Raw genomic sequence first — 18,326 nt, forward strand, 5'->3', positions numbered from 1 at the left:
TGACGAAAAGGCAGCAATGAATTCACCCTTACCCAACCGCTTCCGCCAGCGCATCCTGGCCCGCGAGCGGCTCATCGGCTTCTGGATGAGCATGTCCAGCCACATCACCGCGGAACTCGCGGGGCTGGCGGACTTCGACTGGCTGCTGCTGGACGGCGAGCACTCCCCCAACGAGGTGCCGATGTTCCTGCAGCAGCTGCAGGCCCTGCAGGGCAGCGCCAGCGCCGCGGTGGGCCGGCCGTCCTGGAACGATCCGGTCGAGATCAAGCGGCTGCTCGACATCGGCTTCTACAACCTGCTGATTCCGTTCATCGAGTCCGCCGAGGACGCGCGCCGGGCGGTGGCCGCCACGCGCTATCCGCCGCAGGGCATGCGCGGCGTGGCGGGCATGCAGCGCAGCAACCGGTATGGCACGGTGCCGGACTACCTGCAAACGGTCAACGACAACATCTGCGTGCTGCTGCAGATCGAAAGCCGCCCCGGCATCGAGGCGGTCGACGAGATCGCGGCGGTCGAGGGCGTGGACGGCGTGTTCATCGGCCCGTCCGACCTGGCCGCCGCGCTGGGCCACCTGGGCAATCCCGGCCACCCGGAGGTCCAGGAAGTCATCCGCCACCTGTACCAGCGCGTCAGCGCCCGGGGCAAGGCGGTGGGCATCCTGGCGCCGGTCCAGGCCGACGCCAGGCGCTACCTGGACATGGGCATGCACTTCGTGGCCGTGGGCACCGACCTGGGCGTGTTCAAGCAGGCCACCTTCGCCCTGCGCGAGGCCTTTCTCAAGTAGGCGTTTCTTCCAGCGCCAGCAGCTCGGCGACGGTCTGGCGGCGGCGGATGAGCCGCGCCTGGCCGCCGTCGAGCAGCACCTCGGGCGCCAGCGGCCGGCTGTTGTAGTTCGACGACATCGACGAACCGTAGGCGCCGGCGCTATGGAACACCAGGAAATCGCCGATGCGCGGGCGCGGCAGCAGCTGGTCGGAGACCACGCCGCCGGCATCCTGCGTGAACACGTCGCCCGATTCGCACAGCGGGCCGGCCACCGCGATGCGGACGGCCGGCGATTCCGGGGTCTGGCCGTCCGGCGCGTGCACCGAAATGCGGTGATAGCTGCCGTACATGGCCGGGCGCATCAAGTCGTTGAAGCCCGCGTCCACCAGCGCGAAATCGCGCTCGGGGCGGCGGTTGATCGAATGCACCTCGGCCACCAGCGCGCCGGCCTCGGCCACCAGGAAGCGGCCGGGTTCGATCTCCAGACGCACCGGATGGCCCAGGCGTTCGGCGATGCGCCGGCGCGCCGCGTCCCATTGCTGGAAATAGTGGTCGCAGTCGATGCGCGGCTCGCCGTCGCGGTACGGAATCGACAGGCCGCCGCCGGCGGAAATGGCTTCGATGTCATGGTCCAGCGCGGCCACCACGTCGACCATGGCGTTGCACACGCTGGACAGGTGAGCGTAGTCCACGCCCGAGCCGATGTGCATGTGGATGCCGACCAGCTTCAGGCCGTGGCGGCGCACGATGGCCATGGCCTGCGCCAGGTCGCCGATCCAGATGCCGTGCTTGCTTTGCGGGCCGCCGGTGTTGGTCTTGTTGCTGTGGCCGTGGCCGAAGCCGGGGTTGATGCGCAGCCACACGCGATGGCCCGGCGCGGCCTGGCCGACGCGGTCCAGCATGTCCAGCGAACCGGCGTTGACCGTGATGCCGTGCTTGAGCACGGCGGCCAGCGTGGCGTGGTCGATCAGGTCGGCGGTGAAGACGATGCCTTCGGGCTCGCCACGGGGCTGGAAGCCGGCCGCGAGGCTGCGTTCGATCTCGCCCAGCGAGACCGCGTCCACCACCGCGCCTTCGGCCCGCATCAGGCGCAGGATGTGCAGGTTCGAGCAGGCTTTCTGCGCATAGCGGATGGTGTCGAAGCGGCGCAGCTGCGCGATGCGCTCGCGGATGACGGCGGCGTCGTAGACCCATAGCGGCGTGCCGTGTTCGGCGGCGAGTCGGGTGAGTTGGCGCGGATCGAAAGCCATGGCGGGCGTAAACCTCAAGCGGAATGTGAAACCAGGCGGCATGATGCCCGGCTTCGGTCATCCAGTAAAATGCTTTGATTTCGTGGATCGATTCATTCTGGATATGAGCAAGGCATGCTGACGCATCGGCATATCGAAGTCTTCCGCGCGGTGATGATCGCCGGCGGCGTGACCAAGGCGGCCGAGCTGCTGGGTTCGTCCCAGCCCACCGTGAGCCGCGAACTGGCGCGCCTGGAGCGCGCCGTAGGCTTTGCGCTGTTCCAGCGGGTGGCGGGGCGCCTGCGGCCCACCATGCCGGGCCTGGCGCTGTATGACGAGGTGCGCCAGTCCTATGCCGGCCTGGAGCGGGTGGCCTCGGCCGCGGCGCGCCTGCGCGCGTTCAAGGGCGGGCAGCTGTCGCTCATCGCCTTGCCGGCGTTCTCGCATTCCATTCTGCCCGATGCGTTCCGGCGCTTTCACGAGCGCCACGACGGCGTGAGCCTGACGGTGGAGACGCAGGAGTCGCCGCTGCTGGAGGAATGGCTGAGCGCCCAGCGCTACGACCTGGGCCTGACCGAGCACGACGCGGCGCCGGCCGGCACGCGGGTGGAACTGCTGCTGCAGGTCGACGAGGTCTGCGCGCTGCCCGACGGGCATCCGCTGCTGGCGCGGCCGCGCATCGCGCTGGCCGACTTCGAGGGCCAGGCCTTCGTCAGCCTGTCCTCGACCGATCCCTACCGCATCCAGATCGACGAGGCCTTCGCCGCGGCCGGCGTGCTGCGGCGCTCCATCGTCGAGACGCCCACGGCGGTCTCGGTCTGCACCTTCGTGCGCCAGGGGCTGGGCGCGGCCATCGTCAATCCGCTGACCGCGCTGGATTTCGCCGGGCGCGGCCTGCACATCCGGCCGCTGGCGCATTCGTTTCCGTTCCGGGTCAACGTGGTGTTCCCGGAGCACCGGCCGGGTAATCCGCTGGTCGGCGCGTTCATGGCCTCGCTGCGCGAGGCGGCCGCGGCGATCGAGGCGCGCCTGGGGTTCAGCCTGGAGGCCAGCCTGCGATAGGGGCGGGCGCCGGACGCAAAAAAGGATGCCCGCGGGCATCCTTTTTCATTTGCCGTATTCGTGACGCCCCGTAGGCCGGGGCGGCAGAATGGCTTAGGCCAGCGCCTTGATGGCGGCAGCCAGGCGGCTCTTGTGGCGAGCGGCCTTGTTCTTGTGGATGATGTTCTTGTCGGCCACGCGATCGATCACGCTCGAGGCCTTACGGAACACTTCGCCTGCCGCAGCCTTGTCGCCAGCGGCAATGGATTGGCGAACGCGCTTAATCGCGGTGCGCAGCATCGAGCGCAGGCTGGAGTTGTGCTTGTTGCGCTCAACGGATTGGCGAGCGCGCTTGCGGGCTTGGGCGGTATTGGCCATGTTGCTATATAAGTTGAATTCGGCAAAGTCGAACATTGTAGCAAGTCCCGGAGGGAATGCAAGCTTTTAATGTCAAGTCTGCCGATGGAGCGCCCGTCAACCGGGCGGGGGGCGCTGCGAGCGAAGTCCCGGGGAGGAACCGCGGCGCCTACTGGATAAAAACACTGTGATGAGTATACAACGAAGCGCCCGGCAGCGGCGCGGCGGGAACGGGGCGTTGTCAGGCTGCGACGTTGATGGACACGAACCAGGGCGTGAAACGGCGCACGTTGATGGGCATCATGTCCCTGAGCGTGTCGAGCGCGGCGTCGGTGTCGTCCAGCGGGAAGTGGCCCGAGACGGGCAGGCCGCCGGCGGCCATGGACACGCGCAGCGTGCCGCTGCGATACGGGCGCAGCGCCGCGATCACTTCGGCCAGCGGGCGGCCGCGGGCCTCGACCCAGCCGGCTTCCCAGGCCGCCTCGGCCATGAGCTCGGCGCGCGGGGTGTCCATGCGGGAGGCGTCGAAACGGGCGCCGGTGCCGGCGCGCACGGTGCCGTGGGCCCCCGACATGGTTTCGACCTCGACCTCGTGCTCGTGCACCACCACCAGCGTGCGCTGGGCCTGCTGCCGCACCATGTAGCGCGTGCCCAGGGCGCGCACCGTGCCCTGCGCCGTGTGCACGAGGAAGGGGCGGCGCGCGTCGGGCGCCACCGACACCGTGACGGCGCCGTCCAGCAGGTGCACCTGGCGGTAGGCGGGCGTGAAATCGAGATTGACCCGGCTGCGCGCGTCCAGCAGCAGCTGGCTGCCGTCGGACAGCACGTAGCGGCGCCGTTCGCCGGTGGCGGTCGCGGCGTCGGCCGCGACATTGCCCAGCGGATAGAAGGCGTTGCCCACGTAGGCCGCACAGGCGCCGGTGCCGGCAAGCGCAAGCGCGCCGGCCAGGAAACGGCGGCGCGGCGGCGCGATGGGAGCGGGGGGCGGCACAAGCAGGGCCGGCGCGGCGGCCTGGCCGGCGCTGGCGTAGCCGGCCGGATAGGCGTCGCCGAGCCGGCCGAACGACGACCCTTCGAGCGTGCCCGTCAGTTGCTGCCAGGCAGTCTCGTGGGCCGGATCGGCCGCGCGCCAGGCCAGGAAATCGCTGTAGTCCTGCGCCGTCGCCTGGCCTGAGCGCAACAGCAGCAGCCAGTTGATGACCTGGTCCGCCATGGGTTGTCCTTGGGCGTACTTCACTTCATGTCCCGCATGAGGTCCCTGGGGTTCCGTTCGATGGCAATTTGTAAATAATAAAGGTTTTTTACCAAAGATTACCGGTAGCTTGTCAATTCTTGACGGGACTAATGCAAAAAAAGCCGGCGCTCGACCGGCTTTTTGTGGAGATGCCGGTCGATACCGCCGGTTTCAGCTCGCGCGGCGCCGCCCGAAGTCCCGCGGGCGGAAGCCAAACAGTAACAAGACGCCGAAATAGACCACGCCGCTGGCGGCCAGCACGCCGGCCAGCCAGGCCACGCGCAGCCAGGAATGGGCCTGCAGCGCGATCCAGTCGATGCGCCCGTCGGCGAACCACAGCAGCGCCGCCAGCGCGGCCAGCGCCGGCAGCAGCCGCAGGGCGAACGAGGTCCAGCCCGGGCCGGGCTGGTAGACGCCGCGGCGGCGCAGGCCGATCAGCAGGGCCAGCGCATTGAGGCAGGCGCCCAGACCGATGGCCAGCGCCAGGCCGGCGTGCGCCATCAGCGGCACCAGCGCCACGTTGAGCAGCTGCGTCACCACCAGCACGCCGATGGCGATCTTGACCGGGGTGCGGATGTCCTGCTTGGCGTAGAAGCCGGGAGCGAGGATCTTGACGGCCAGCAGGCCGATCAGGCCCGCCGAGTACGACACCACCGCCAGCCGGGTCTGGGCTACGTCCTCGGCCGCGAAGGCGCCGTAGTGGAACAGGGTGGCGACCAGGCCGTCGGACAGCAGCGCCAGGCCGACGGCGGCCGGCAGGCCCAGCAGCAGCACCAGGCGCAGGCCCCAGTCCAGCAGGCCGCTGTAGCCGTCGCGGTCGTCGCGCGCGTGGGCGGCCGACAGGCTGGGCAGCAGCACGGTGCCCAGCGCCACGCCGAGCAGGGCGGTGGGGAACTCCATCAGGCGGTCGGCGAACGACAGCCAGGTCACGCTGCCGGGCCGCAGCCAGGTGGCGATATTGGTGTTGATGAGCAGCGAGAGCTGGGCCACCGATACGCCCAGCGTGGCCGGCGCCATCTGCTTGAGGATGCGCTGCACGGTGGGATCGGCCCAGGCCTGGCGCAGCCGCAGCGAAAAACGCGGGGTCAGGCCCAGCCGCGCCAGCGCCACCCATTGCACCGCCAGCTGCGCCACGCCGCCTATCATCACGCCGACGGCCAGCGCGTAGATGGGCACGTCCGCGCGCGGCGCCAGCCACAGGCAGGCGGCGATCATGGACAGGTTCAGCAGCACCGGCGTGAAGGCCGGCACGGCGAAGCGGCGCCAGGTGTTGAGCACGCCCGAGGCGAAGGCCACCAGCGACATGCAGAAGATGTACGGGAACATCATCCGCGTCATCCAGACCGCGGCGCCGAACTCGGTGTCGCGGTCGGCGCCGCGCAGGCCGCTGGCCATGGCCGACACCACCCAGGGCGCGGCGATGATGCCGGCCAGCGTGATCAGCATCAGCGCCGCGGTCAGCAGCAGCGCGACGCGGTCGAGCAGGGCGCGGACTTCTTCGGGGCTGCGGTTGTTGCGCGCCGCGCCCAGGATGGGCACGAAGGCCTGCGCGAAAGCGCCCTCGGCGAACAGCCGGCGCAGCAGGTTGGGAATGCGGAAAGCGACCCAGAATGCGTCGGTAAGCGGGCCGGCGCCGAAGGCGCGCGCCACCAGGATGTCGCGGATCAGGCCGGAAATGCGCGACAGCAGCGTGAAGCTGCTGACCGTGGCCGCCGAACGGAACAGGCTCATGGGAAGCTGGGTAATGAAAAAGGGGCCGACTGGCCCCGCAAAACATGGATACTGGGGGAAAGCCGCCGTCTTCGCAAGAAAACGCGCCTTTCCCCGTGAAAGAAAGTCTCTTTATTTGGGAGGCATGCGGATGGCGCCGTCCAAACGGATGGTTTCGCCGTTGAGCATCTCGTTGGTGATGATGCTGTGGACCAGCTTGGCGTAGTCTTCCGGGCGGCCGAGGCGCGAAGGGAAGGGGATGCTGGCGGCCAGCGAATCCTGCACTTCCTGCGGCATGCCGAAAACCATGGGCGTGCCGAAGATGCCCGGGGCGATGGTCATGCAGCGGATGCCGGTGCGGGCCAGGTCGCGCGCGATCGGCAGGGTCATGCCGGCCACGCCGGCCTTGGAGGCGGCGTAGGCCGCCTGGCCGATCTGGCCGTCGAAGGCGGCGACCGAGGCCGTGTTGATGAGCACGCCGCGCTCGCCGGTGGGCTCGGGCTGGTTGGCGCTCATGGCCTCGGCGGCCAGGCGCATCATGTTGAAGCCGCCGATCAGGTTGATCGAGATGACTTTCTGGAACAGATCCAGCGGATGCGCGCCGTTCTTGCCCACGATCTTGGCGGCGGGCGCCACGCCGGCGCAGTTCACCAGGCCGAAGAGGGCGCCCAGTTCCTGGGCCGCGGCCACGGCCTTCTTGCCGTCGGCTTCCTGGGTGACGTCGCAGTGCACGTAGCGCTGGCCCAGTTCCTTGGCCAGGGCCTCGCCCGGCTGGTCCTGGACGTCGGCGATGACGACCTTGGCGCCGTTTTCCGCCAGCATGCGCACGGTGCCCGCGCCCAGTCCGGAAGCGCCACCCGTAACAATGAATACCTTGTTCGCGATTTCCATGTCTCTACCACCAGATCAATTCAAGGGATAAAAGCGGCGCGGCTCGCGCCGAACATAAAAACTGAAAGGCCCCCGGGCCGGGACCGGAACGCGTCGCGTCCGGCCGGCGCCGAGGGCCGTCTAGCCATCGAAACGCCGTATCAGCTCTTGACGGCCTCGAACAGGCGCGACTTGATTTCGTCGACCGCGCCGACGCCCGAGATCTTGCGGTACTTGGGCGCGCCGGCCGGGTCCTTCTGGGCCCAGGACGAGTAGTAGTCGACCAGCGGGCGGGTCTGCTCGCGGTACACGGACAGGCGGTTGCGCACGGTTTCCTCGCGGTCGTCGTCGCGCTGGATCAGCTCCTCGCCGGTGACGTCGTCGCGGCCTTCGACCTTGGGCGGGTTGAAGCGCACGTGGTAGCTGCGGCCGCTGGGCTGGTGCACGCGGCGTCCGCTCATGCGTTCGATGATGTCCTCTTCGGGGACTTCGATTTCCACCACGTAGTCCAGCTTGACGCCGGCGCTCTTCAGCGCGTCGGCCTGCGGGATGGTGCGGGGAAAGCCGTCGAACAGATAGCCGTTGGCGCAGTCGGGCTGCTTGAGGCGGTCCTGCACCAGGCCGATGATGATCTCGTCGGAGACCAGGCCGCCGGCGTCCATGACCTTCTTGGCTTCGATCCCCAGCGGCGTGCCCGCCTTCACCGCCGCGCGCAGCATGTCGCCGGTGGAGATCTGGGGAATGCCGAAGTGCTGGGTGAGAAACGCGGCCTGGGTGCCTTTCCCGGCGCCGGGAGGTCCGAGCAAGATGAGACGCATGAGTGCTCCTGAATGGGGTTTATTTTTTGTGATCCGGGGAATTATGCCGCAATGCAGCAGCCGCTGCGGGGCCGCGCCATAGGAAATAACCCTAGGTTTGGCTGGCGTAAACCTGGCGCACGCGCTCCAGGTCGGCCGGGGTGTCTACGCCGGCCGCAGGAGGGTGGGACGCCCGATGGACGACGATGACGTGGCCGTGCTCCATGGCGCGCAGCTGTTCCAGCGCTTCGAAACGCTCCAGCGCGCCCTGCGGCAGCGCCGGATAGCGGCGCAGGAAAGAAACGCGGTAGGCATAAAGGCCGATGTGATGCCAGGCAGGCAGGCCCTGGGCCAGCACGCGCTCGCCGCCGGCCAGGGCGTCGCGGGCCCACGGAATGGGCGCGCGCGAGAAATACAGGGCGCGGTCGTCCGCGCCGCAGACCAGTTTCACCACGTTGGGGTTGAACAGCGCTTCGGCGTCGGCCAGGGGGCAGGCGCAGGTGGCGATGTCGGCCTGCGGGCTGGCCTGCAGCTTGGCGGCCACGGCGTCGATGAGCGTGGGTTCGATCAGCGGCTCGTCGCCCTGGACGTTGACCACGATGGCGTCGTCGGCCAGGCCGAGCTGCTCCACCGCCTCGGCCAGGCGGTCGGTGCCGGTGGGGTGGTCGGCGCGGGTCATCAGCGCCTGCAGCCCGTGGGCCTGCGCGGCCTGCATGACGCGGGCGTCATCGGTGGCGACGTAGACGCGCTCGGCGCCGGACCGGGCGGCGCGTTCGGCCGTGCGCACCACCATGGGCTTGCCGGCGATGTCGGCCAGCGGCTTGTCGGGCAGGCGGGTGGAGGCGGTGCGCGCCGGGATGAGGGCGATGAAGCTCATGCTGCCGGGGCGTCGTCGAGCGCGCGGGCTTCCGATTCCAGCATGACGGGGATGCCGTCGCGCACGGGGAAGGCCAGGCGATCGGCGCGGCAGACCAGTTCGGCCTGCTGCCGGTCGTGTTCGAGGCGGCCCTTGCACAAGGGGCAGACGAGGATGTCGAGAAGGCGGGATTCCATGACCGGAATTCTAAAGCAGTTTGCCGCCGGCCGGACCCGCTCCCGAAGGGTGGCCGGCCCGCAGGGCCTGCGCCAGCCAGTCGAAGAGCTGCGGGTCGGAAAAGCCGGCCTGCACCGGCACTTCCCACAGGCGCGGATCGCCCAGGGCGGCGCATTTGATCGCGTCCTTGGACGTGACCAGGATGGCGTCGGCCGCCAGCGCGCGAAACGGCGATTCGGCGTAGTCGTGATGGTCGGGCAGGGCCAGGGTGGCCTGCGGCGCGACGCCGGCGGCGCGCAGCGTGGCGAAAAAGCGTTCCGGGTTGCCGATGCCGGCGGCGGCCGCGATGCGCGGCTGGCCGGCGAAAGACGCCAGCGGGCGCGTGGCGCCGCCTTCGATCTGGCGCGCCGCGCCCGGCTCCAGCCACATGCTGACCTGGCGCGGGCGGCCGCCCGGCGCGCCGGAAGCGGCTTTTGCAACGCCGACGTTGGTCACCACGGCGTCGACTTCCCGCAGGCGGCTGGCGGGTTCGCGCAGGGGGCCGGCCGGCAGCAGCCGGCCATTGCCCACGCCGCGCTCGTCCTGCACCACGATTTCGATGTCGCGGGCCAGCGCCAGATGCTGCAGGCCGTCGTCGGACACGATCACGTCCACTTCGGGATGGGCCTGCAGCAGGGCCTGGGCGGCCAGCGCGCGTTTGGGATGGACCGATACCGGCGCGCCGGTGGCGCGCGCGATCAGCGCCGGCTCGTCGCCATAGCGGTCGGCCTCCAGCGCGCCGGTCCCGACCCGCGGCTGCGGGCCGACCTTGACGCCATAGCCGCGGCTGACGACGCCCGGCGTGTAGCCGCGCGCCCGCAGGCCTTCCACGGTGGCGATGACCATCGGCGTCTTGCCGGTGCCGCCGACGTAGACGTTGCCGATCACCACCACCGGAACGGGGGCGCGGTAGGCGGGAAGCCGGCCCTGCCGGTAGCGGCTGCGCTTGCGCGCCACCGCCCAGCCGGTCAGGGCGGACAGCGGGCGCAGCAGCGTGGAGAGCCAGCCGCCGTGCTGCCATTGGCGAGCCAGCAGCGTGGAGGCGCGCTTGGCGGTCACCGGGCGGTCTGCGCGGCGAAGTTGACGCGGCCGATGCCGGCCAGGCGGGCGGCTTCCATGACGTTGATCACGGACTGGTGGGTGGCCTGGGCGTCGGCGTTGATGACGACCAGCGGCTCGGTCTTGCCGGCCGCGGCCTGGCGCAGGGCGTCGGCGATCTCGGGCGGCGTGGAGACGTCGATGAGCGTGCCGTTGAGCGCGTAGCGCCCGTCCTGGCTGATGGCGACCTCCAGGGCCGGCGGCGTGTCCTGTTCCATCGAGGCCTGCGGCAGCGTCACCTTGAGCTGGGTGAAGCGCGCGAACGAGGTGGTCGCGGCGAGGAAGATCAGGATGACCAGCAGGACGTCGATGAGCGGGATCAGGTTGATGTCCAGCTCGTCGCGCTCGCCCCGGGAGCCGCGGAAATTCATGGACGGCCCTCGCGGGCGGGGGCGTGGTGCGAGACGGCGCGCACCAGGCGCGAGGCGGCCTGCTCCATGGCGTGCAGGTAGCCGTCCACGCGGCCGCGCAGGTAGCGGTGCGCGATCATGGCGGGAATGGCGATGAGGATGCCGAAGCCGGTGTTGTACAGCGCGATCGAGATGCCGCGCGCCAGCTGGGCGGGGTCGCCGCCGCCGGGGGTGTAGGAGCCGAAGATCTCGATCATGCCGACCACGGTGCCGAACAGGCCCATCAGCGGCGCGATGACGGCGATGGTGCCGATGGCGGAGATGTAGCGGCTGAGGTCATGGGCGACGGCGCGGCCGGCGTCCTCGACCACGTTGCGCAGCTCTTCGCGGGGCAGGTGGCGGTGGCGCATGACTTCGGCCAGCACGCGGCCCAGCGGGGAATTGCGTTCCAGGCGGTTGATGGATTCGGGGGTGTCCTGGCGGTTGCGCAGCATTTCCGCGACCTGTTCGGTCAGGCCGCGCGGCATGACCAGCCCGCGGCGCAGCGAGAGGAAGCGCTCGAAGATCAGCGCCAAGCCCAGGACCGATGTCGCCAGCAGGGGCCAGATGGGCCAGCCGGCCTCGCGCAAGATGGAAAGCAAAGCGTTCAACTCCCGGGGAGCGCCGGATGCGCGCGCAGGCCGCGCGCCGGCAACTGATCAAGCCGAAACTGTAACGGGGCGGCCCGGGCGTGGCAAGTCGGAACGACCCCGAAGCTATCCACAGATCTTGTGGATAATTCTGTGTAAAACTTCGCCGGAAGGCTTGCGCACGCAGGGTTTGCACTTGTTTGCTTCAATTGCGAGCAGCTGTTTTTTCAAAAAAAGCATATACAAATCAGTTAGTTGCTACGATTTTGCTGGCTGTCAGGCCGATTGCGGCAAACAAGCGGGGACAAGGTATGATGGCGCCCCGCTACGCGTGCCCTGTGGACAGGTTATGCATCGGAAAGCCCCATGACAATTGAATTTGCAGTCACAAACAACGTATTTACGCGGGATATCCTGACGGTTGGCCAGTTGAACCAAGCCGTGGGGCAGTTGTTGGAGCGCAGCATCCCGGCGTTGTGGGTGCGCGGGGAGATTTCCAACTTCACGGCCGCGGCTTCCGGGCACTGGTACTTCACCTTGAAGGACAACCGGGCCGCGGTGCGCGCCGTGATGTTCCGCAGCCGCGCCAGCGCGGTGGGTTTCGTGCCGCGCGCCGGGGACCAGGTCGAGATCCGCGCTCGCGTCTCGCTGTACGAGCCCCGCGGCGACTACCAGCTGCAGGCCGACGCCATGCGCCGCGCCGGCGTCGGCAATCTGTACGAAGCCTTTCTGCGCCTGAAAGAGCAACTGGCCGGCGAGGGCCTGTTCGACCCCGCTCGCAAGCGCGAGCCCGTCCGGCTGCCGCGCGCCATCGGCGTGATCACTTCGCTGCACGCGGCGGCCCTGCGCGACGTGCTGTCGGCGCTGGCGCGGCGCGCGCCGCAGGTGCCCGTGATCATTTATCCGGCGCCGGTGCAGGGCGCCGACGCCGCGGGCCGGCTGACGGCCCAGCTGCGGCTGGCCAACCAGCGCGCCGAAGTGGACACGCTGCTGCTGGTGCGCGGCGGCGGCAGCATCGAGGATCTCTGGAGCTTCAACGACGAAGCCCTGGCCCGGCTGGTGGCCGCCAGCGAAATCCCGGTGATCTGCGGGGTCGGGCACGAAACCGATTTCACCATCGCGGACTTCGTGGCCGACGTGCGCGCGCCCACGCCGACGGCGGCCGCCGAGCTGGCCTGCGTGCCGCGTTCCGAACTCATGGGCCGCGTCATGCACGCGGCGCAGGCGCTGGCGCGGGGCCAGCAGCGCCGGCTCGAACGCGCCGCCCAGCGGCTGGACCGCGCGGCCGCGCAACTGGTGTCGCCGGCCCAGCGGCTGGAGCACCAGCGCGAACGGCTCAACAGCCTGCGCTTCAGGCTGGCCACGGCCTGGGCCGGGCCGCAGGGGCGGCGCGCGGCGCGGGTCGACCTGCTGAAGCAGCGGCTGGTGCATCGCGCGCCGGACACGGGCCGCGCCGCCGACCGACTGGGCGGCGCGCTGCGCAGGCTGGGCCAGGCGCAGGCGCGGCTGCTGGCGCAGCGCCGCGACCGGCTGGCCGCGGCCACGGCGCAACTGCGCGCGCTCGATCCCGGCAACACGCTGGCGCGCGGCTACGCCATCGCGCGCGACGCGCACGGCCGCATCGTGCGCGACGCGGCGTCGCTGGCCGCGGGGCAGGCGCTGGACCTCAGCTTCGCGCAGGGCGGCGCAAACGTCGAAGTCAAGCAGACGCGCGCCACGCGCGAGGCTTCCTGAGTCCGCGCGACGGACACGTTTGTTAACCCCGCGCCTGCACGGGGTTAACGCGGTATCCTCAGGAGTTGCCGATACAATTGAACGGCTTGATCGTGCATTCAACAGAAGGAACTTTCACATGGCACATACTCTTCCCCCCCTGCCTTACGAACTGGACGCGCTGGCTCCGCACATCTCCAAGGAAACGCTGGAGTTCCACTATGGCAAGCATCATCAGACCTACGTCACGAACCTGAACAACCTGATCCCCGGCACCGAATTCGAATCGCTGTCGCTGGAAGACATCGTCAAGAAGTCCTCGGGCGGCATCTTCAACAACGCGGCCCAGGTCTGGAACCACACGTTCTACTGGAACAGCCTGGCTCCCAAGGCCGGCGGCGCGCCCACCGGCAAGCTGGCCGATGCCATCAACGCCAAGTGGGGCAGCTTCGACGCGTTCAAGGAAGCGTTCAACAAGTCGGCCGCCGGCAACTTCGGTTCGGGCTGGACCTGGCTGGTCAAGAAGGCCGACGGCACGGTCGACATCGTCAACACCAGCAACGCCGCCACCCCGCTGACCACGGCCGACAAGCCGCTGCTGACCTGTGATGTGTGGGAACACGCCTACTACATCGACTACCGCAACGCCCGTCCCAAGTACCTGGAGAACTTCTGGGCCCTGGCGAACTGGGAATTCGCGGCCAAGAACTTCGCCTGAGCCCTGGCTTCAGGCTGACGGGCCGGCTGGCGCCGCGCCCCGCAAAAACCCTTCGCTTGCCGGCGAAGGGTTTTTTTATTCCGCGTCCGGTTCATTGCCCGGATATCGAGAATAAACATGCCCTTCCTCAGGGTTATCCCCAAGTGAGCGAGCCGCTATCGTTGCGCCCGGTCTGCGGCCGAACCACGGGGTCCAGGACTGCGGCATGCCCGCCATGAGCCGGGGGAACTACAGGGAAGGGAAACATGTTGCGGTTATTTTCGGGCATGCGCATCGGCGCGCGTCTGTCGGGGGCGTTTCTGCTGGTCGCGGCCATAGGCGGCGCGATCGGGGCCTTCGGGGTCTGGGGGCTGGCGCGCATCAACGCCATGAACGATCAGCTTTACAACACCGAGCTGCGCGGGCTTTCGGACCTCAAGGAAGCCAATATCAACCTGATCTACGCGGGCCGCGCGCTCAACGGCTATCCGGCCGCCGCGACCGAGCAGGAACGCCAGGCGCAGCGCAAGCAGTTCGACACCGCGCTCGCCAACATGGACGCGCTGCTGCAGAAGGCCAGCGCCAATTTCCATGCGGAAGAGGGCAGGCGCGTGCTGGCGCAGTTCGCCGAGACCGAGCAGGTCTGGAAGCGCGAGACCAGCGCCTACTTCGCCGCGGTCCAGGGCGGGGCCGGCGCGGCCGAGATCAAGGCGCGCGTGATCGCCGCCTCGCAGAAGCTCGACGACCTGATGACCACGCTGGCGCAGGGCAAGGAAGGCGTCGCCGCGCAGACGGTGCGCCAGGGCACGGAGCTGTACGGCACGATGCGCGCCATCATGATCGCGCTGGCGGTCGCCGGCGTGGCGCTCGGCGTGCTGCTGGGCTGGCTGGTCACGCGCGGCATCGTGCGTCCGCTGGACCAGGCCGTGAAGGCGGCGCGCCAGGTGGCGGCGGGCGACCTCACCACCGACATCCAGGTGGTTTCGCGCGACGAGACCGGCGAACTGATGAGCGCCTTGAAGAGCATGAACGAAAGCCTGGCCCGCATCGTCAAGGACGTGCGCGACGGCTGTGAAAGCATCGCCTCGGCTTCGTCGCAGATCGCCCAGGGCAACGCCGACCTGTCGCAGCGCACCGAAGAGCAGGCCTCCTCGCTGGAGGAGACCGCGGCCTCGATGGAGCAGCTGACCAGCACGGTGCAGCAGAACGCCAACAACGCCGGCGAGGCGGACCGGCTGGTCAACCTGGCCTCCAGCGTGGCGGTGCGCGGCGGCGAAGTGGTCGACGGCGTGGTCCAGACCATGAGCGCGATCTCCGACAGTTCGCGCCGCATTGCAGATATCACGGGCGTGATCGACGGTATCGCGTTCCAGACCAACATCCTGGCGCTCAACGCCGCCGTCGAGGCGGCGCGCGCGGGCGAGCAGGGCCGCGGCTTCGCGGTGGTGGCCGGCGAGGTGCGCACGCTGGCGCAGCGCTCGGCGGTGGCGGCCAAGGAAATCAAGGCGCTGATCGACGAATCGGCCGCGCGCGTCGAAGGCGGCACGCGCCAGGTCGACGAGGCCGGCCGCACCATGCGCGAAGTGGTCGACAGCGTGCGCCAGGTCGCCACGCTGGTGCGCGAAATCGCCAGCGCCTCGGAAGAGCAGTCGGCCGGCATCGGCCAGGTCAACCAGGCCGTGGCGCAGATGGACACCGTGACGCAGCAGAACGCGGCGCTGGTGGAAGAGGCCGCCGCGGCCGCGGCCAGCATGCAGGAACAGGCCGGCCGCCTGGCGCAGGAAGTGCGCCGCTTCAAGGTCGAGGCCGGCGGCACGGCCAGCGCGGCGCAGGCGCGGCTGGCGCACGCGGTGCCGGCCGCGCGCAAGCCGGCGCTGCCCGTGGCGCGGCCGGCCCTGCAAGGCGCCGGCGAGGACTGGTCGGCTTTCTGACCCGGCGAAGCTGCGGCAATGTTAAGGTTGGCGGCGTTGCAAACCCGCCAGCCATGCCATGACCCACTCCGATTTCCTGCGCCGGATACTGGCCGCCCCGCGCCGCTGGATGCACCGCAAGGTGCGCCAGATCAACCGTCTGTCGCGCAAGAGCGTGCAGCTGGGGCTGCTGCTGGGCGGGGCCGGGCTGGTGGCGCTGATGTCGCTGGGCTTCGCGTCGCTGGCCGATCTGGCGCTGGAATGGAACCGCGCCTGGGTCTCGCATAACGGCTGGCTGGCGCTGGTGGTGCTGCCGCTGGCGATGGCGGCCTTGCGCTGGCTGACGCTGCGCTACGCGCCGAATGCCTCGGGCAGCGGCATTCCCCAGGTGATCGGGGCCTTGTCGCTGCCGCCCGGTCCGGGCCAGAACAGCCTGGTGTCGCTGGCGCAGACGCTATGGAAAATCCCGCTGGCGTTCTTCGGCATGCTGGCCGGCGCGTCGATCGGCCGCGAAGGGCCTTCGGTGCAGGTCGGCGCCGCGCTGATGCTGGCCTGGGGCGACTTCTGGAAACGGCGCGGCGTGCAGCTGCGCGGGTTCCATGCCAACGAGCTGATCGCCGCCGGCGCGGCCGGCGGCCTGGCCGCCGCCTTCAACGCGCCACTGGCAGGCGTGATCTTCGCCATCGAGGAACTGGGCCGCGGCACCGTGCTGCGCTGGCAGCGCCTGGTGCTGATCGGCGTGCTGGCCGCCGGTTTCCTGGTCGTGGCGGTGGTGGGCAACAACCCGTATTTCGGCGTCTTCGGCGGCGCGCCGCTGGCCCACGGCATGGTCACCTGGGTGCTCATCTGCGCGGCGCTGAACGGCGCGGCCGGCGGCCTGTTCGGGCGCCTGCTGGGCAAGGGCGCGGCCGGCTGCTCGCCGCAATCCTGGCGCGCCTGGATGCGCGCGCATCCGATCTGGGTGGCCTTCGCCATGGGCCTGCTGCTGGCCGCGATCGGGCTGGCCACGGCCGGCACGGTGTACGGCACCGGCTATGGCGTGGCGGCCGGGCTGCTGTCGGGCGAGGACACCGCGCCTGCCAGCTTCGGGCTGGCCAAGCTGGCGGCCACGGTGGTGTCGTACTGGGCGGGCATTCCGGGCGGCATCTTCACGCCGGCCCTGACCACCGGCGCGGGCATCGGCCATCACATCTGGCAATTGGCCGGCGACGGCGTGGACCATCGCGTGCTGGTGCTGCTGTCGATGGCCGCCTTCCTGGCCGCCGCCACCCAGGCGCCGCTGACGGCCAGCGTGGTGGTGATGGAAATGACCGGCAGCCAGCCCATGCTGTTCTGGCTGCTGGTGGCCTCGCTGCTGGCTTCGGTGGTGTCGCGCCAGTTCTGCCCGCTGCCGTTCTATCACCTGTCCGCCGGGCGGTTCCGCCGGCAGGCCATCGTGGACGCCGCGCGCGCGGCCCGCCAGCCGGCGAAGTAGGAAGGTGAACATCCGCTGGACACTGTCCGTGCCGCGGACATCCAGCGGGCGCGCCAACTTGGTGCGCGGCCCCTGCGTTAAGATCGTCCGATCCGGTTTTTCCTCACTTACTTCGAGCTTCCCATGACCGTGCATGCTTATATCTGTGATGCGATCCGCACCCCCTTCGGCCGCTATGGCGGCGCGCTGGCGCCGGTGCGCCCCGACGATCTTGCTGCCGTAGCCATCAAGGCGCTGGTCGCGCGCAATCCCGGCGTGCGCTGGGAAGAACTGGACGACGCCATCATGGGTTGCGCCAACCAGGCCGGCGAAGACAACCGCAACGTCGCCCGCATGGCGACCCTGCTGGCCGGCCTGCCGATCGAAGTGCCCGGCGCCACCGTCAACCGCCTGTGCGGTTCGGGCCTGGACGCCATCGGCACCGCGGCCCGCGCCATCCGCGCCGGCGAAGCCGGCCTGATGCTGGCCGGCGGCGTGGAAAGCATGAGCCGCGCGCCGTTCGTGATGGGCAAGGCCGACAGCGCGTTCTCGCGCAGCGCCGCCATCTACGACACCACCATCGGCTGGCGCTTCATCAACAAGCTGATGAAAGCCCAGTACGGCGTGGACTCCATGCCCGAGACGGCCGAGAACGTGGCCGACGATTTCAAGATCAGCCGCGAAGACCAGGACCTGTTCGCGCTGGCCAGCCAGCAGAAGACCGCGCGCGCCCAGAAGGAAGGTTTCTTCGACGCCGAGATCGTGCCGGTATCCATCGCCCAGAAAAAGGGCGACCCGGTGGTCGTCAGCAAGGACGAGCACCCGCGTGAAACCAGCCTGGAAGCGCTGGCCAAGCTCAAGGGCGTGGTCCGCGAAGGCGGCAGCGTCACCGCCGGCAACGCCTCGGGCGTGAACGACGGCGCGGCCGCGCTGCTGCTGGCCGACGAAAAGGCGGCCGCGCGCCACGGCCTGACCCCGCGCGCCCGCGTGATCGGCATGGCCACGGCCGGCGTGGCCCCGCGCATCATGGGCATCGGCCCGGCGCCGGCCACGCTCAAGGTGCTGGCCCAGACCGGCCTGAAGCTGGAACAGATGGACGTGATCGAGCTGAACGAGGCGTTCGCCGCCCAGGGCCTGGCCGTGCTGCGCCAGCTGGGCATCGCCGACAACGATCCGCGCGTGAACCCCAACGGCGGCGCCATCGCCCTGGGCCATCCGCTGGGCGCCAGCGGCGCGCGCCTGGCCACCACCGCGATCAACCAGCTGCACCGCACCGGCGGACGCTACGCGCTGTGCACCATGTGCATCGGCGTGGGCCAGGGCATCGCGATGATCATCGAGCGCGTCTAAGCCAGCGCGGACCGGACCCGCGCGCCTCGCCGGGTCCAACAAAAAAGGGAG

The 18,326-nt window shown here is 69.5% G+C and carries 18 protein-coding genes; 7 read left to right on the forward strand and 11 right to left on the reverse strand.

The genetic code is table 11. The features are described 5' to 3' along the window. The first annotated feature begins 16 nt into the window (after positions 1-16). Entirely contained in the window at positions 17-784 is a 768-nt protein-coding gene (garL, locus tag AC1IQ6_RS10645; protein ID WP_102772187.1) for a 2-dehydro-3-deoxyglucarate aldolase, read from the forward strand. Here garL and lysA read toward each other — a convergent pair. After that, on the reverse strand, positions 777-2,015 hold the full coding sequence (gene lysA, locus AC1IQ6_RS10650; protein WP_485866294.1) for a diaminopimelate decarboxylase: 1,239 nt from the start codon (positions 2,013-2,015) through the stop codon (positions 777-779). The genes garL and lysA overlap by 8 nt on opposite strands. A gap of 114 nt (positions 2,016-2,129) precedes the next feature. Between lysA and AC1IQ6_RS10655 the strand changes: the two genes are divergently transcribed. After that, positions 2,130-3,056 carry a LysR family transcriptional regulator gene (locus tag AC1IQ6_RS10655; RefSeq protein ID WP_485866295.1) on the forward strand — a complete coding sequence of 309 codons (927 nt, stop codon included), beginning with the start codon at positions 2,130-2,132 and terminating at the stop codon, positions 3,054-3,056. Between the two features lie 93 nt (positions 3,057-3,149). Here the strand turns inward: AC1IQ6_RS10655 and rpsT are convergent, their stop codons facing one another. The 10 genes from rpsT to AC1IQ6_RS10705 form a co-directional block, all read right to left on the reverse strand. Beyond that, positions 3,150-3,413, reverse strand: coding sequence for a 30S ribosomal protein S20 (gene rpsT / locus AC1IQ6_RS10660; RefSeq protein WP_102772827.1), 264 nt, complete (start codon positions 3,411-3,413; stop codon positions 3,150-3,152). A 220-nt stretch (positions 3,414-3,633) separates the two neighbouring features. Continuing rightward, complete coding sequence (locus tag AC1IQ6_RS10665; RefSeq protein ID WP_485866296.1) at positions 3,634-4,605, reverse strand: FecR domain-containing protein; 972 nt, start codon at positions 4,603-4,605, stop codon at positions 3,634-3,636. A gap of 192 nt (positions 4,606-4,797) precedes the next feature. Continuing rightward, positions 4,798-6,357 (reverse strand): murein biosynthesis integral membrane protein MurJ, encoded by a 1,560-nt coding sequence (murJ, locus tag AC1IQ6_RS10670; RefSeq protein ID WP_479731512.1) that lies wholly within the window; start codon positions 6,355-6,357, stop codon positions 4,798-4,800. Between the two features lie 111 nt (positions 6,358-6,468). After that, the gene (locus AC1IQ6_RS10675) at positions 6,469-7,227 is read right to left on the reverse strand and encodes a 3-hydroxyacyl-CoA dehydrogenase (protein ID WP_209165311.1); all 759 of its coding nucleotides are present in this window, start codon (positions 7,225-7,227) and stop codon (positions 6,469-6,471) included. 140 nt (positions 7,228-7,367) lie between these two features. Beyond that, positions 7,368-8,024, reverse strand: coding sequence for an adenylate kinase (gene adk, locus AC1IQ6_RS10680; RefSeq protein ID WP_479731513.1), 657 nt, complete (start codon positions 8,022-8,024; stop codon positions 7,368-7,370). A gap of 91 nt (positions 8,025-8,115) precedes the next feature. Then, a complete protein-coding gene (gene kdsB / locus AC1IQ6_RS10685; RefSeq protein WP_102772180.1) occupies positions 8,116-8,880 on the reverse strand; it encodes a 3-deoxy-manno-octulosonate cytidylyltransferase in 765 nt (254 codons plus the stop codon). Continuing rightward, positions 8,877-9,056, reverse strand: a complete 180-nt coding sequence (locus AC1IQ6_RS10690) for a Trm112 family protein (RefSeq protein ID WP_102772179.1) — start codon at positions 9,054-9,056, stop codon at positions 8,877-8,879. Before AC1IQ6_RS10690 ends, kdsB begins: the two co-directional genes overlap by 4 nt. A 10-nt stretch (positions 9,057-9,066) precedes the next feature. After that, positions 9,067-10,134, reverse strand: a complete 1,068-nt coding sequence (lpxK, locus tag AC1IQ6_RS10695) for a tetraacyldisaccharide 4'-kinase (RefSeq protein ID WP_485866297.1) — start codon at positions 10,132-10,134, stop codon at positions 9,067-9,069. Beyond that, on the reverse strand, positions 10,131-10,544 hold the full coding sequence (locus tag AC1IQ6_RS10700) for an ExbD/TolR family protein (protein ID WP_111824782.1): 414 nt from the start codon (positions 10,542-10,544) through the stop codon (positions 10,131-10,133). The genes lpxK and AC1IQ6_RS10700 overlap by 4 nt, the downstream gene beginning before the upstream one ends. After that, positions 10,541-11,164, reverse strand: a complete 624-nt coding sequence (locus tag AC1IQ6_RS10705) for a MotA/TolQ/ExbB proton channel family protein (protein WP_102772176.1) — start codon at positions 11,162-11,164, stop codon at positions 10,541-10,543. Before AC1IQ6_RS10705 ends, AC1IQ6_RS10700 begins: the two co-directional genes overlap by 4 nt. A 354-nt stretch (positions 11,165-11,518) precedes the next feature. On the opposite strand from AC1IQ6_RS10705, the gene xseA reads away from it, so the two are divergent. From xseA to pcaF, 5 genes are all read left to right on the forward strand, one after another. After that, positions 11,519-12,886: an exodeoxyribonuclease VII large subunit gene (gene xseA / locus AC1IQ6_RS10710; protein WP_485866298.1), complete on the forward strand. Its 1,368-nt coding sequence runs from the start codon at positions 11,519-11,521 to the stop codon at positions 12,884-12,886. Between the two features lie 118 nt (positions 12,887-13,004). Continuing rightward, positions 13,005-13,583, forward strand: coding sequence for a superoxide dismutase [Fe] (sodB, locus tag AC1IQ6_RS10715; protein WP_102772174.1), 579 nt, complete (start codon positions 13,005-13,007; stop codon positions 13,581-13,583). Positions 13,584-13,828: 245 nt separating this feature from the next. Then, entirely contained in the window at positions 13,829-15,493 is a 1,665-nt protein-coding gene (locus AC1IQ6_RS10720) for a methyl-accepting chemotaxis protein (protein ID WP_102772173.1), read from the forward strand. A gap of 58 nt (positions 15,494-15,551) precedes the next feature. Further along, the gene (locus tag AC1IQ6_RS10725) at positions 15,552-16,946 is read left to right on the forward strand and encodes a chloride channel protein (protein WP_247747668.1); all 1,395 of its coding nucleotides are present in this window, start codon (positions 15,552-15,554) and stop codon (positions 16,944-16,946) included. Positions 16,947-17,069: 123 nt separating this feature from the next. Beyond that, positions 17,070-18,275: a 3-oxoadipyl-CoA thiolase gene (pcaF, locus tag AC1IQ6_RS10730; RefSeq protein WP_479731520.1), complete on the forward strand. Its 1,206-nt coding sequence runs from the start codon at positions 17,070-17,072 to the stop codon at positions 18,273-18,275. Positions 18,276-18,326: the final 51 nt, after the last annotated feature.

The organism is Achromobacter sp. MUI-25009338 (assembly GCF_057359325.1).

Bases quoted from the DNA above. Each gene is read 5' to 3' on its own strand.
- garL (WP_102772187.1), top strand. From the start codon at position 17: ATGAATTCACCCTTACCCAACCGCTTCCGCCAGCGCATCCTGGCCCGC.
- lysA (WP_485866294.1), bottom strand. From the start codon at position 2,015: ATGGCTTTCGATCCGCGCCAACTCACCCGACTCGCCGCCGAACACGGC.
- AC1IQ6_RS10655 (WP_485866295.1), top strand. From the start codon at position 2,130: ATGCTGACGCATCGGCATATCGAAGTCTTCCGCGCGGTGATGATCGCC.
- rpsT (WP_102772827.1), bottom strand. From the start codon at position 3,413: ATGGCCAATACCGCCCAAGCCCGCAAGCGCGCTCGCCAATCCGTTGAG.
- AC1IQ6_RS10665 (WP_485866296.1), bottom strand. From the start codon at position 4,605: ATGGCGGACCAGGTCATCAACTGGCTGCTGCTGTTGCGCTCAGGCCAG.
- murJ (WP_479731512.1), bottom strand. From the start codon at position 6,357: ATGAGCCTGTTCCGTTCGGCGGCCACGGTCAGCAGCTTCACGCTGCTG.
- AC1IQ6_RS10675 (WP_209165311.1), bottom strand. From the start codon at position 7,227: ATGGAAATCGCGAACAAGGTATTCATTGTTACGGGTGGCGCTTCCGGA.
- adk (WP_479731513.1), bottom strand. From the start codon at position 8,024: ATGCGTCTCATCTTGCTCGGACCTCCCGGCGCCGGGAAAGGCACCCAG.
- kdsB (WP_102772180.1), bottom strand. From the start codon at position 8,880: ATGAGCTTCATCGCCCTCATCCCGGCGCGCACCGCCTCCACCCGCCTG.
- AC1IQ6_RS10690 (WP_102772179.1), bottom strand. From the start codon at position 9,056: ATGGAATCCCGCCTTCTCGACATCCTCGTCTGCCCCTTGTGCAAGGGC.
- AC1IQ6_RS10700 (WP_111824782.1), bottom strand. From the start codon at position 10,544: ATGAATTTCCGCGGCTCCCGGGGCGAGCGCGACGAGCTGGACATCAAC.
- xseA (WP_485866298.1), top strand. From the start codon at position 11,519: ATGACAATTGAATTTGCAGTCACAAACAACGTATTTACGCGGGATATC.
- sodB (WP_102772174.1), top strand. From the start codon at position 13,005: ATGGCACATACTCTTCCCCCCCTGCCTTACGAACTGGACGCGCTGGCT.
- AC1IQ6_RS10720 (WP_102772173.1), top strand. From the start codon at position 13,829: ATGTTGCGGTTATTTTCGGGCATGCGCATCGGCGCGCGTCTGTCGGGG.
- AC1IQ6_RS10725 (WP_247747668.1), top strand. From the start codon at position 15,552: ATGACCCACTCCGATTTCCTGCGCCGGATACTGGCCGCCCCGCGCCGC.
- pcaF (WP_479731520.1), top strand. From the start codon at position 17,070: ATGACCGTGCATGCTTATATCTGTGATGCGATCCGCACCCCCTTCGGC.